The sequence below is a fragment of the Streptomyces sp. TP-A0874 genome, from assembly GCF_001748085.1.
Taxonomy (GTDB): Bacteria; Actinomycetota; Actinomycetes; order Streptomycetales; family Streptomycetaceae; genus Streptomyces.
This window is the reverse complement of the sequence record NZ_BBZK01000003.1, coordinates 666915-679458: the sequence shown is the minus strand read 5'-3', so window position 1 is coordinate 679458 and position 12544 is coordinate 666915. Positions and strand designations below refer to the sequence as shown.

Below are 12544 nucleotides of genomic sequence, written 5' to 3'. Positions count from 1 at the left end.
CGCCGCCGGGAAACACCCTCGCCCGCTGGCGGCGACCCCTCCTCGGACCGCCCTCCAGGGCCTATGAGCGTCACGGACCCGCATCCACCCCTCCGGATACCGCCCCATGCCCCCGATAATGGCTACGTCACCGCTGCCCGCCGCGCCCGACCGGGCCGGCCACCGACCTACGGAGCCCGCATGTCGCCGCCCGTCGTCCGATCGCTGCGCGAGCAGATCCGGGAGCAGATCCTGGAGGGGATCGTCAGTGGCCGGTGGAAGCCCGGAGAGCGGATCGTCGAGCGCCGGATCGCGGCCGAGATGGAGGTCAGCCAGGCTCCGGTCCGGGAGGCGCTCCGGGAGTTGGAGGCGCTGCGGCTGATCGAGTCGGCGCCGAACAAGGGGGTCCGGGTCCGCGCCCTGACCGCCGCCGACGTGGAGGAGAGCTATCCGGTGCGGGCCGGGCTGGAGCGGGTGGCCGCCGAGCTGGCCGCGCCCAGGCTGGCGGAGGACACCGGAGCGCTGGAGCACGAGGTCGCCGCGTTGCGCGAGGCAGACCGGGTGATGGACGGGGAGGCGCAGGTCCGGCACACGGTGGCGTTCCACCGGGAGATCGTCCGGGCCGCGGAGAACTCGGTGCTGCTGCACAGCTGGGAATCGCTGGGGATCGAGGTGTGGACCACGCTGTCCATCCGCTGGCTCAGCCCGGAACCACGCCGGCACGCCGAGGAGCACGCCGAGATCGTGGCGGCGTTCCGCCGGCGCGACCCGTTGATCGGTGAACTGCTGCGGGACCACGTGCTCAGCTGCGCCCCGCAGGTACGGCCGGAGACGGCGGCCCCCTGAACGGCCATACCGTCCCCTTTTGACACCGAGTGCCGAGCGACCAGGCACGTGGTGCCGACTTTCCTCCCACTCCCCCATGAATATTGATCGATCATCGATCAAAGCCTATGGTCGAGCGCAGGGGCGCGAGCTGCCTGTCCTGCCTGCTCGCCCCCCGCCCTCTGCACCCCTCCGGAAGGCGGACCACCATGCCCGACCCCGTCAACCGCCGCCCCGGCCAGCTCGACCAGCTGCCCGACCGCGACCCCGAGGAGACCGCCGAGTGGCGGAGCTCGCTGGACGCCGTCCACCGGGCGGCAGGCGCCCACCGCGCCCGCTACCTGATGCGCCGGACCCTCGAACACTCCGAGCGGTCCGGCATCGGCCTGCCCGGGCTGCTCACCACCGACTACGTCAACACCATCCCCACCTCCGCCGAGCCCCCGCTGCCGGGCGAACCGGAGCTGGAGCGCCGGATCACGGCCTGGAACCGCTGGAACGCCGCCGCCATGGTGACCCGCGCCGATCTGCGCGGCGGTCTCGGCGGGCACATGGCCACCTACGCCTCGGCCGCCTGGCTCTACGAGATCGGCTTCCAGCACTTCTTCCGCGGCAAGGAGTCCGGCCACCACGCGTCGGCGACCTCCGGAGACCAGCTGTACGTCCAGGGCCACGCCTCCCCCGGCATCTACGCTCGCGCCTTCCTCGAAGGGCGCCTCTCCGAAGGCCACCTGGACCGGTTCCGGCAGGAGGTCGCCGGTGAGGGCCTGCCCTCCTACCCGCACCCGCGCCGGCTTCCGGACTTCTGGGAGTTCCCCACCGTGTCGATGGGGCTGGGCCCGCTCTCGGCCATCCACCAGGCCCGGTTCAACCGCTATCTGCACGCCCGCGGCATCAAGGACACCTCCGCCTCGCACGTCTGGGCCTTCCTCGGCGACGGCGAGATGGACGAGCCGGAGTCGACCGCGGCGCTGGCCCTGGCCGCCCGGGAGGGCCTGGACAACCTCACCTTCGTCATCAACTGCAACCTCCAGCGGCTGGACGGGCCGGTACGCGGCAACGGGAAGATCGTCCAGGAGCTGGAGGCGCTGTTCCGGGCGGCCGGCTGGCACGTGGTCAAGTCCCTGTGGGGAGATGCCTGGGACGAGTTGCTCGCCCGGGACCTCGACGGAGCGCTGGTCACTCGGCTGGGCGAACTGCCGGACGGGCAGTTCCAGACCTACGCCACCCGGGACGGGGCCTACGTCCGCGAGCACTTCTTCGGTGCCGACCCGGCGCTGCGGGCCCTCGCGGAGCCGTTCGACGACGCGCGGCTCGCCGAGGTGTTCGGCACCTCGCGGGCCGGCCACGAGCCCCGGAAGGTCTACGCCGCCTACCGGGCGGCCCTGGCCCACCGCGGCGCGCCGACCGTGGTCCTGGTCCAGACGGTGAAGGGCTGGACGCTCGGACCGGGCTTCGAGTCGCGCAACGCCAACCACCAGATGAAGAAGCTGACGACCGACGGTTTCCGAGCCATGCGCGACCTGCTGGAGCTTCCCGTCCCGGACAGCGCGCTGACCGGGGAGCTGCCGCCCTACGTACACCCGGGGGCGGACTCCCCCGAGGTGCGCTATCTGCGGGAGCGGCGGGCGGCGCTCGGCGGGCCGGCGCCGGCGCGCAGACTCTTCTCGGTACCGCTGCCCGAGCCGGCCGCCAAACCCTTCGAGGCCCTCCAGAAGGGGTCGGGCAGCCAGGAGATCGCCACCACCATGGCCTTCGTCCGGCTGGTCAAGGAGCTGATGCGGGAGAAGGCGACCGGCCACCGCTGGGTGCCGATCGTGCCGGACGAGGCCCGCACCTTCGGCATGGAGTCGCTCTTCCCGACCGCCGGGATCTACTCGCCGCTCGGGCAGACCTACGAGCCGGTCGACCGGGACCAACTCCTCTACTACAAGGAGGCGGCGAACGGGCAGATCCTCAACGAGGGCATCACCGAGGCCGGTTCGATGGCCTCGTTCACGGCCGCCGCGACCTCGTACGCCACCCACGGCGAGCCGATGATCCCTTTCTACATCTTCTACTCGATGTTCGGCTGGCAGCGGACCGCGGACCAGATGTGGGCGCTTGCCGACCAGCTCGGCCGGGGCTTCCTGATCGGCGCCACCGCGGGCCGCACCACCATGACCGGTGAGGGCCTCCAGCACGCCGACGGCCACTCGCATCTGATCGCGTCCACCAACCCGGCGGCGGTCAGCTACGACCCGGCGTTCGCCTACGAGATCGCGGTGATCGTCCGGGAGGGTATGCGCCGGATGTTCGGGGCGAGCCCGGAGCACCCGAACGGCGAGGACGTCTTCTACCACCTCACCGTCTACAACGAGCCGAAGCGGCAGCCGGCCATGCCGGAAGGCGTCGAGGAGGGCATCCTCCGCGGCCTCTACCGGTACTCGGCGGTCGCCTCCCCGCAGCTCCAGTTGCTGGCCAGCGGCACCGCCATCCACTGGTCGCTGGAGGCCCAGCGGCTGCTCGCCGAGGACTGGGGGGTGGCGGCCGACGTCTGGTCGGCCACCTCCTGGACCGAGCTGCGCCGCGACGCCCTCGCCTGCGACGCCGCCCGGCTCGCCGGGGAGGACCGGGTTCCGTACCTGACCCGGGCGCTCGCCGGGACGACCGGACCGGTCCTCGCCGTCAGCGACTGGATGCGGGCGGTCCCGGACCAGATCGCGCCGTGGGTGGAGCAGGACTGGACCTCTCTGGGCACCGACGGCTTCGGGCTCTCCGACACCAGGGAGGCGGCCCGGAGGCACTTCGGGGTCGACGCCCAGTCGGTGACGGTCGCCGCCCTGGCCGCCCTCGCCCGGCGCGGCGAGGTCAAGCCCGGCACCCCGCGGGAGGCGGCCGAGCGCTACGGTCTGTGACATGCGGGCCGCTCGACTCCTCAGAATGGTGTTGCTCCTCCAGTCCCGGGTCTCCATGACGGGCCCGGAACTGGCCGAGGAGTTGGAGGTGTCGGAGCGGACCGTGGCCCGGGACGCCGCCGCCCTCTCGGAGGCCGGGATACCCGTCTACGCCGACCGCGGCCGGGCCGGCGGCTACCGGCTCGTCGAGGGCTACCGCACCCGGCTGACCGGGCTGGGCCGTACCGAGGCCGAGGCTCTGTTCCTCTCGGGGGTGCCCTCGGCGTTACGGGAGATGGGCCTCGCGGACGCCGCTTCGGTGGCCCGGTTGAAGGTCTCCGCGGCGCTGATGCCGGGCCTGCGGGACGCTCCCGACAGCGCTGCCCAGCGCTTCCACCTGGACGCGCCGGGCTGGTGGCAGGCGCCACCGGTGCCCGCGCTGCTGCCGCCGGTGGCGGAGGCGGTGTGGGCGGACCGAGTCGTCTCGGTGCGCTACCGGCGCCGGGACACCGAGGTCGAGCGGAGACTGGAGCCCTACGGCCTGGTGCTCAAAGCGGGCGTCTGGTACCTCGTCGCCCGGGTCGCCGAGGCGACCGAGTACCGCATCTACCGCCTGGACCGGTTCTGCGAGGTCCGGCCCGGCGACGAGTGCTTCATCCGGGACGCCGACTTCGACCTGCCGGGCTTCTGGAGGGAGCAGGCGGCGCAGTTCGCCCGCTCCCTCCTGCGTACGGAGGTCGTGCTGCGGCTGTCGGAGGCCGGGGCCCGCCGACTGCCGTACGTCACCGACCGGGCCGCCGGCCGGGAAGCCGTGGCGGCGGCCGGTGAACCGGACCGGGACGGCCGGCTCACCGTCACCCTTCTGGTGGAGTCGGTCGAGGTCGCCTACGAGCAACTGCTGATGCTCGGCCCGGAGTGCGAGGTGCTGGCCCCCGTCGAGTTGCGCCGGCTGTTCGCCGAGGCGGCCCGGCGGTCGATCCGGCTCTACGAGGGCTGAGCACCTCTTCCCGAGTGGGGGCAACGAGCCGCGCCGGTCGCGCCACGGGCGGGGGCCGTCAGCGGTAGTCCCGGTCGTCCGCCTTCCGTCCGCCCAGGGCGACCTCGCTGATGTAGGCCCATGCGTCCGGCTGGGTGCCGTCGGTGTCGGTGAAGCCGTAGACCCGGGCGAGTCGGCCGCTGGAGAGCGACTGCCCGTTCCAGCGGGCCACGTCCGGGTCGGCCGCCAGCGCCGCGACCGCCCGCCCCACGTAGACGGGGGACTCGGAGATGCAGAAGTGCGGTTCCTTCCGGACCCCCTCACGCCAGTTCTCCTCGGTCACCCCGAAGTGGTCGAGCATCTGCTCGGAGCGGAGGAAGCCGGGGGTGATCGAGACCGCCGTGGCCCCCCGCTCCGCCAGTTCCTCGCCGAGGCACTGGGCCATGCGGATCGGGGCGTTCTTGGTGAGGTCGTAGTAGAAGTTCTCCCGGTAGCGCCGGTTCGTCTCGGCCGTGCCGTCCGTCACCTCGATCAGGAGGCCGCCGGGGCGACGCAGCAGCAGCGGAAGGGCGAAGTGGCTGGTGACGATGTGGCTCTCGACCCCGAGCCGCAGCATCCGCAGGCCCCTCTCCAGCTCGATCTCCCACATCCGCGAGTCGAAGTCGATCAGGTGTTCGCCACCCCACAGGTCGTTGACGAGCACGTCCAGCCGCCCCTGCTCGCGGTCGACGCGCTCGACCAGGGAGCGCACCTGCTCCGGTTCCAGGTGGTCGGTCGGCACGGCGATACCGGTGCCGCCGGCCGCGGTGACGAGTTCCGCGGTCTCCTCCAGTGTCTCGGGGCGGCCCACCTCGCTGCGCCGCTCCCGGGTCGTTCGCCCGGTCGCGTACACGGTGGCTCCCGCCGCGCCGAGTAGTACCGCCATCGCACGGCCTGCGCCCCGGGTCGCTCCGGCGACGAGCGCCACCCTGCCGGTCAACGCGCCCTGCTCGCTCATCCTCATTCCTCTCCCTGTCACGGGACAGCGCTCGGTTCGCTGCCCGGCGAGCGACTCTTCCCGGTTAACCGGACATCCACTGTCCTGTTTTTCCGCCCGGCCGCCTTTCGGTGCGTCCCGCGGCCGCCGAGGACCTCACGTCGCGCTCGGGTTCGGCCGCCGCTTCGGCGTGCGGGCCCCGAGGCCAGGACCGATGCTGGTCGGATGATGGACGAGACGGGTTTCTGGGAGATCGTCGACGACGCGCGGGAGCGCGCCGACGGCGATCCGGTGGAGCAGGCGGAGCTGGTCGTCGAGCGGCTGCTGAGCCTCGACCCCGAGACGGTGCTCGACTTCGCCCGGCACTTCGAGGTGCGCTACAACCGCGCCTACCGCTGGGACCTCTGGGGGGCCGCCTGGATGCTGCTGGACGGCGCGGGCGACGACGCCTTCGACAACTTCCGATGCTGGTTGATCGGCCGGGGGCGGCAGGTCTTCGAAGGGGCGCTGCGGGATCCCGACGACCTCGCCGACCTGCTGGACGACTTCGACGAGGAGAGCGGCGGCGACGCCGAGGACCTCGGTTACGCCGCCGACCAGGCCTACGAGAACCTGACCGGCACCGAGACACCGGAGCTGGGCGTGCCCCCGCAGCCCGGGGAACCGCACGGCTCCCCGATCGACTTCGAGGACGAGGAACTGCTCGCCCAGCGGTTCCCCCGGCTCTGGGCCAGGTTCCGGGCCTGAGGGGCGTGCCGCGCTCCCACCCGTCCGGAGCTCCCCCGGGGGCTTCCGACCGCTGGCTGCGGGGTGCACCGCCCCCGGCGGTCACTCCCGGAGGCCGCGCCCCATCAGCACGTCGTCGACGTACGCCCCGGCCAGCAGGAACTCGCCCGGTAGCACCCCCTCGACCACGAAGCCGGCGGCCTCGTACAGCCGCCGGGCGGGGGCATTGTGCCCCAGCACCCGGAGCGTCACCCGGATGGCGCCCTGCCGGCGAGCCTCTTCGCAGGCCGCCTCGATCAGCGCCCGCGCCAGACCGCGGCCCCGGGCCCAGCTGTCCACCGCGAGACCCTGAATCTGCCGCACATGGGCGTTGCTGGCCAGTGGAGTCGGCGGCACCAGCCGTATGTAGCCGGCGAGCCGCCCCGCCACTACCGCTACCAGGTAGTGGGGCGGCTGATGCCCCGAGTCGAAGAACGGCACGTCCTCGGCCGGCGGCGGCTGGACCGCGTGCAGCGCCGACCAGGTCCGCCGGTTCAGTGCGGCCAGCCGCCGTTCGTCGGACGGTTCGGCGTGGCGGATGACGGTCTGCTGCGGGAGCGGCTCGGACATGGGCGTCATTCTGCCCTCCACGGGGACACGGCAGGGTGCCGGGAGCCGCTTCGGGGCAGGATGGCGTGCATGCGCATCGCGATCACCGGTTCGAGCGGTCTCATCGGCTCGGCCCTCCTCGGCTCGCTGCGGGCCGACGGTCACGAGACGGTGCGGCTGGTGCGCCGGCCGCCCCGCGCGCCGGACGAGGTCCGCTGGGATCCGCTGGGGGGATACGTCGACACCTCCGGTCTGATCGGCTGTGACGCGGTGGTGCACCTCGCCGGCGCCGGCGTCGGCGACCACCGCTGGACGGCCGGGTACAAGGAGAAGATTCGGGACAGCCGGGTCCTGGGCACCACGGCCATCGCCGAGGCGCTCGCCACGCTGGACACCCCGCCGCGGGTACTGCTGTGCGGCTCGGCGATCGGCTACTACGGCGACACCGGGGACCGGCCGGTGGACGAGGAGGCGCCCCCGGGTGAGGGTTTCCTGGCCGAGGTGTGCCAGGAGTGGGAGGCCGCGGCGGGCGCCGCCGTGCGGGCCGGGATCCGGACGGTCTTCGGCCGGACCGGGCTGGTGGTGGCCCGCGAGGGAGGCGCCTGGGGCCGGCTGTTCCCGCTCTTCCGGCTGGGGCTCGGCGGACGGTTGGGCGACGGGCGCCAGTACTGGAGTTTCATCGCCCTGGCCGACCACATCGCCGCCCTGAGGCACATCCTGGAGACGGACTCGCTCTCCGGCCCGGTCAACCTCACCGGCCCCGCCCCGGTCACCAACCGCGAGGTGACGGCGGCCATGGGGCGGGTGCTGCGCCGCCCGACGGTCGCCGCCGCGCCCGCGCCCGCGCTGCGGCTGGTGCTCGGCGAGTTCGCCGGCGATGTCCTCAGCAGCCAGCGGGTGCTGCCGGCGAAGCTGTCGCGGTCGGGCTTCTCCTTCGTCTTCCCCGAGGTGGACGCCGCGATCCGGGCCGCCCTGCACTGACCCCCGCGCAGGGCGGGACGGATTGGATCAGCGGTGGTGCGGCAGCCGGCCCGGGCGCGACGGGGAGACGTCGGCGGGCCGGTGCGGATCGCCGGGCGCCGGCGGACGGACACACGGTGGAGGGCGCGCGACGGCCGGAGCCCGTGCACCCGTGCCCGGTCGGTGCGCGACTGCGCACCCATCTCATCCGAACTTAGGCTCATCGCGATATCGGGCATGCCGGTGGCCGCTGAGGGGCATGAGGTCTCCAGCACCCCGGGAGAACCCAGCGCGGAGAACCAGCCGACCTCGGGGAGGGTCACGTGCTCAGTAGCGCACGCCGCACCAAGGACCAGCGGGCGGACGTCATCGTCGTGGGATCGGGCCTCGCCGGCCTCTCCGCCGCCCATCGGATCGCCGAGGCGGGCTTGTCCGTCGCCGTCCTGGAGGCCTCGGGACGTCCCGGCGGGCGCATGGTCACCGACCAGGTCGACGGCTTCCTACTGGACCGCTCCGGCCGCCTGCTCACCACCGGTTCCATGGAGCTCACCCGCCACGCCGGGCTGTCCTCGCTGGTGCTGCGGCCCTTCTCCGCCGGGGTGCTGGTGCGCAGTGGCGGGCGCTCGCGGCGGATGCCCGAACTCCGGAGCACCCGGGGGGCGCTCACCACGGTGCGTGCTCTGGCGCATGCTGCCCGTGCTCCCCGGAGCGACGCCCTGGACCAGGCCCGGCTCACCGCCGCCCTGAACCGCCTCGCGGGGACCCCCACCGGCCGCACCCTCGCCCGGCCGGAACGCTCGGCGGCGGAGGCGCTCAGCTCCCGGGGCCTGCCCGCCCGCACCGTCGACGGCTTCCTCCGACCGCTGCTCGCCGCGCTCCTCGGCGACCCGGAGCTGACCACCTCCAGCCACTGCGCCGACCTCGCTCTCCGCGGTTACGCCCGCGGCCGACTCTGCCTGCCGGCCGGCGGCGCCTCCGCCCTGCCCGACCTGCTGGCCGCGGCCCTCCCACCGGACACGGTGTGCACCGGGGTGCGGGCCGTCTCGGCCGCCACCACCAGCGTGACCACGGCCGACCACGGGGTGCTGGGCTGCCGGGCCGTGGTGGTGGCCACCGACGCGCGCTCGGCCTCCGAACTGCTGCCGGGGTTGCGGGTGCCCGACTTCCACCCGGCGACCGTGCTCCACCACACCGCCGAGGCCGCCCCCACCGAGGAGCCGGCGCTGTTCCTGGACGCGGACCGCCGGGGACCGGTCTCGCACACCGCGGTCGTCAGCGCGACCGACCCCTCCCGCACCCCACCGGGCCGCCCGCTGATCACCTCGACGGTGCTCGGGCCGGTCTCCGCCGAACCGATCGGCGTCCTGGACAAGGCGGCGCGTCGCCAGCTGGCGGAGCTGTACGGGACCTGCACGGAGGACTGGGAACTGATCGGCGCCCACCATGATCCGGAGGCGGTGCCGGCGATGCCCGCGCCGCATGACTTCCAGCGCCCCGTACGGCTGCTGTCCGGCCTCTACGTGTGCGGCGACCACCGGGACACCAGCTCTGTGGAGGGAGCGCTGATCTCCGGCCGACGGGCGGCCGACGCCCTGCTCGGAGACTTCGGCCTGGCCGCCGCCCCCTCGGCACCGGCCGCGGCCGCCGCCTGACCGAACCACCTCGCGGGGGCGGCACCCCCACCGCCGGGCCTCGGCCCGCTCCGTCGACCCGTCGGGCGCCGGAGCGGGCCGAGGCGCTCCCCCGCCGCTCAGAGGGCCAGCGCCTCGACCCGCTCCCGGTAGCCGCGGACCGGCCCGGCGTCCCGGTACGGCTCCAGTCGGCGCTCGAAGTCGCGCACGTACTCCAACGCCCGGGTCGACCGCATCTGCGCGGCCTGCCGAGCCGCCTCCAGCCCCAGCGCACAGGCCTGTTCGAGATCGCCTAGTGCCAGCCGGGCGGAGGCCAGGACCACCCGGCAGAACAGCCGGCTCCGCACGTACCCCGCCGCACGGAGCCGCAGCGAGCGCTCGGCGTACTGGGCCGCCGCCCGGTACTGCCGCAGGTCCCGGTAGCAGTGACCGAACTCGTCGGCCAGTTGTGCCTCGTCGAAAAAGGCCGCCCAACCCGGTGCCTGCTCGGTGCCCCGGGCCGCTTCCAGGGCCCGTTCCGCCCGGGCCAGCGCCCCCGTGCAGGCGCGCACGTCCGACAGCACACCGTGTCCGCGCGCCTCGGCCGCGTGCAGCAGGGCACGCACCGGCGGTGGCGCGTCCGGTCCGACCCCCTGCTGGGCCACCCGGGCGAGCTGCACCGCTTCCCGGCCGTGGCCGAGGTAGACCGCCTGCCTGCTCATGGTCACCAGCACGTAGCCGCCGTACTCCCGGTCCCCGGCGGCCTGGGCGAGCCGGAGCGCCTGCACGAAGTAGCGCTGCGCCAGTCCGTGGGCCGCGATGTCGTACGAGGTCCATCCGGCGAGCCGGGTCAGGTCGGCGACGGCGGCGAAGAGCCGTCGGCCGATCCGTTCGGGGTACACCCCGCGCAGCATCGGCTCGACCTCGTGCTCCAGGTACCGCACCAGCGCCTGCCGAGCGTGCCCGCCCCCGTACGCGTGGTCGAGGTTCCGGAAGAGGGCGCTCACGGAGTTCAGTGCGGCGATGTCCCCCTCGGTGACCCGGTGCCCGGGCTCCCGGTCGGCCTGCCGCTGGCGCGGCACCGTCGATCCGGTCGGCGGCGGCCCGGCGGAGGGCGGCGGAACGCGGGGCCCGCCCCGGCCTGCTGCGGCCGGACCCGGCTGCCTCCCCCCGGCCCGCCCCGCGAGGGGCGAGCCGGCGGACCGGCCCTGGCCGGGCACCGTCTCCGGCGCTGCCTCCACCCCTCGGGCCACCCGTTCGTCCGGCTCGCCGATGAGCCAGTCCCGGCTGGGCACCACGAGCCCGGCGGGGGTGAAAGCGATCCTGCGGAGGTCGGCCACGCTGCCGCAGTCCTTGCGCCACAGCCCGCTCACGATGTCCACGGCCTCCACCGGGGTGGCCGCGAACTCCAGCCCCGCGTAGACCGGGGCGCAGGCGTCGAGCCCGAGGTCCTGTGCCGAGAGCCGACGGCCCAGCCGCCGGGTGAAGACCTCGGCGATCAGCGCGGGCGTCGCCCCCCGCGGCTGTTGGCCGCGCAGCCAGCGGGTCACCGAGGTCTTGTCGTACCGCAGGTCGAGGCCGTGCTCGGCGCCGAGTTGGTCGACGCGCCGGGCCAGACCGGCGTTGGAGAAGCCGGCCTCGGCGATGAGCGCGGCCAGCCGGCGGTTGGGGAGGCGCTGCTGGGCCGGCGCCTCGGACAGTTCGATAGGGGGTCGTTCAGTCGTCAACTGTGCGGTCTCCTGCCTTCCGGACCCCGTGGTACGAGCGGCGGCGGTCGAGGAACCAGTGGTGTGTGATCGCCCTCGCTGGACCGCCGCGAATTTAGCGCCCCCGGCGCCCCTCCGGCAGCCGTCCGCAGCTCATTCATCCGTTCGTGTGAGCAGGACTCCGTCAGACTCCGGAGGCCCACTCGACGGTCGGCTGGTACCCGTCGGAGTGACTGGTCGTAGAGTGGCTGGGGCGCGGGAGGCCGCGTCGATCGGAGACATCGAAGAGGAGCTGCCGTGAGTGCTGCGCTCTCCGGGGAAGCACCGTCCGCGTCCTCGGTCCACACCGCCCCCCTCCCGCCGACCGGCCCCGTCGAACCGCCCGAGCTGCGCTGCGTCCATCTCGGCTTCGGGCCGGAGGCGGTGGAGTACCGGGAGGCGTGGGCGGAGCAGCGCCGGGTGCACGCCGCCCGGTTCGCCGACGAGATCCCCGACACCTGCCTGCTGCTGGAGCACCAGCCGGTCTACACCGCCGGCTCCCGGACCAGGGACGACGAGCGGCCGCTGGACGGCACTCCGGTGGTGGACGTCGATCGGGGCGGCAAGATCACCTGGCACGGTCCGGGGCAGCTCGTCGGCTACCCGATCCTCAAGCTGCCGAGGCCGGTGGACGTGGTCGCGCACGTACGCCGCCTGGAGGAGGCGCTGATCCGCACCTGCGCCGAGTTCGGCCTGGAGACCGCCCGGGTCGAGGGCCGCAGCGGAGTCTGGGTGCTCGGCGACCCGGTGGCGCAGCGTCCCGCTCTCGGCGGGCTCTCGCTCGATCTCGCACCCTCGATGGCGCCGGGCGGCGCTCCGGAGGAGGAGTTCGACCCGCGTATGGCGGGGCCGCAGTACGCGCCCTCCAACGCGGGCCAGCGCGGCGAGGACCGGAAGGTCGCGGCGATCGGGGTGCGGGCCGCCAAGGGCGTCACCATGCACGGCTTCTCCCTCAACTGCGATCCGGACACCACCTCCTACGACCGCATCGTGCCCTGCGGCATCCGGGACGCCGGTGTCACCTCCCTCTCCGAGGAGCTGGGGCGGAAGGTGTCGGTCGCCGAGGTGCTGCCGGTCGTCGAGCGGCATCTGCGGGAGGTGCTGAGCGCGGCTCGGCCGCTCCCCCGCCCGGCCGACGGGTGAGCCAGGGCCGCTGCTCCGGCCGCCGCGGACCGGATGCGACGGCTCTGGTGTCCGGCCGCCGGGCCAGCCGCGCACAGCGTCGGCTCCGGCCCCCGAACAGCCGACGAAACCTCGGGCGTACCCTGGTTTCGGCCGAAGAA

General features: G+C 73.9%; 10 protein-coding genes. 7 read left to right on the top strand and 3 right to left on the bottom strand.

The genetic code is table 11. The features are described 5' to 3' along the window. Positions 1–180 precede the first annotated feature (180 nt). The 3 genes from BGP73_RS02715 (at position 181) to BGP73_RS02705 (ending at position 4677) form a co-directional block, all read left to right on the top strand. Positions 181–825, top strand: a complete 645-nt coding sequence (locus tag BGP73_RS02715; protein ID WP_069811752.1) for a GntR family transcriptional regulator — start codon at positions 181–183, stop codon at positions 823–825. A gap of 188 nt (positions 826–1013) precedes the next feature. Then, complete coding sequence (gene aceE / locus BGP73_RS02710; protein WP_069811751.1) at positions 1014–3701, top strand: pyruvate dehydrogenase (acetyl-transferring), homodimeric type; 2688 nt, start codon at positions 1014–1016, stop codon at positions 3699–3701. A 1-nt stretch (position 3702) separates the two neighbouring features. Beyond that, positions 3703–4677 (top strand): helix-turn-helix transcriptional regulator, encoded by a 975-nt coding sequence (locus tag BGP73_RS02705; RefSeq protein WP_069811750.1) that lies wholly within the window; start codon positions 3703–3705, stop codon positions 4675–4677. 58 nt (positions 4678–4735) lie between these two features. On the opposite strand, the gene BGP73_RS02700 is transcribed toward BGP73_RS02705, so the two are convergent. Beyond that, positions 4736–5653: an SDR family oxidoreductase gene (locus BGP73_RS02700; protein WP_069811749.1), complete on the bottom strand. Its 918-nt coding sequence runs from the start codon at positions 5651–5653 to the stop codon at positions 4736–4738. 207 nt (positions 5654–5860) lie between these two features. On the opposite strand from BGP73_RS02700, the gene BGP73_RS02695 reads away from it, so the two are divergent. Continuing rightward, positions 5861–6379: a DUF4240 domain-containing protein gene (locus BGP73_RS02695; RefSeq protein ID WP_069812084.1), complete on the top strand. Its 519-nt coding sequence runs from the start codon at positions 5861–5863 to the stop codon at positions 6377–6379. 81 nt (positions 6380–6460) lie between these two features. On the opposite strand, the gene BGP73_RS02690 is transcribed toward BGP73_RS02695, so the two are convergent. Further along, the gene (locus BGP73_RS02690) at positions 6461–6967 is read right to left on the bottom strand and encodes a GNAT family N-acetyltransferase (protein WP_069811748.1); all 507 of its coding nucleotides are present in this window, start codon (positions 6965–6967) and stop codon (positions 6461–6463) included. Between the two features lie 60 nt (positions 6968–7027). Here BGP73_RS02690 and BGP73_RS02685 point away from each other — a divergent pair, with 60 nt between their 5' ends. Both BGP73_RS02685 and BGP73_RS02680 read left to right on the top strand, forming a co-directional pair. Then, on the top strand, positions 7028–7927 hold the full coding sequence (locus tag BGP73_RS02685) for a TIGR01777 family oxidoreductase (protein ID WP_069811747.1): 900 nt from the start codon (positions 7028–7030) through the stop codon (positions 7925–7927). A 302-nt stretch (positions 7928–8229) separates the two neighbouring features. Then, on the top strand, positions 8230–9558 hold the full coding sequence (locus BGP73_RS02680) for an NAD(P)/FAD-dependent oxidoreductase (protein WP_069811746.1): 1329 nt from the start codon (positions 8230–8232) through the stop codon (positions 9556–9558). Between the two features lie 98 nt (positions 9559–9656). Here BGP73_RS02680 and BGP73_RS02675 read toward each other — a convergent pair whose 3' ends face one another. Then, complete coding sequence (locus BGP73_RS02675; RefSeq protein ID WP_374701109.1) at positions 9657–11243, bottom strand: regulator; 1587 nt, start codon at positions 11241–11243, stop codon at positions 9657–9659. Between the two features lie 366 nt (positions 11244–11609). Between BGP73_RS02675 and lipB the strand changes: the two genes are divergently transcribed. Beyond that, positions 11610–12404: a lipoyl(octanoyl) transferase LipB gene (gene lipB / locus BGP73_RS02670; RefSeq protein WP_069812082.1), complete on the top strand. Its 795-nt coding sequence runs from the start codon at positions 11610–11612 to the stop codon at positions 12402–12404. Positions 12405–12544: the final 140 nt, after the last annotated feature.

What these genes read in the sequence shown, in the direction of transcription:
- BGP73_RS02715 (WP_069811752.1), top strand. Translation starts at nt 181, where the DNA reads ATGTCGCCGCCCGTCGTCCGATCGCTGCGCGAGCAGATCCGGGAGCAG.
- aceE (WP_069811751.1), top strand. Translation starts at nt 1,014, where the DNA reads ATGCCCGACCCCGTCAACCGCCGCCCCGGCCAGCTCGACCAGCTGCCC.
- BGP73_RS02705 (WP_069811750.1), top strand. Translation starts at nt 3,703, where the DNA reads ATGCGGGCCGCTCGACTCCTCAGAATGGTGTTGCTCCTCCAGTCCCGG.
- BGP73_RS02700 (WP_069811749.1), bottom strand. Translation starts at nt 5,653, where the DNA reads ATGAGCGAGCAGGGCGCGTTGACCGGCAGGGTGGCGCTCGTCGCCGGA.
- BGP73_RS02695 (WP_069812084.1), top strand. Translation starts at nt 5,861, where the DNA reads ATGGACGAGACGGGTTTCTGGGAGATCGTCGACGACGCGCGGGAGCGC.
- BGP73_RS02690 (WP_069811748.1), bottom strand. Translation starts at nt 6,967, where the DNA reads ATGTCCGAGCCGCTCCCGCAGCAGACCGTCATCCGCCACGCCGAACCG.
- BGP73_RS02685 (WP_069811747.1), top strand. Translation starts at nt 7,028, where the DNA reads ATGGCGTGCATGCGCATCGCGATCACCGGTTCGAGCGGTCTCATCGGC.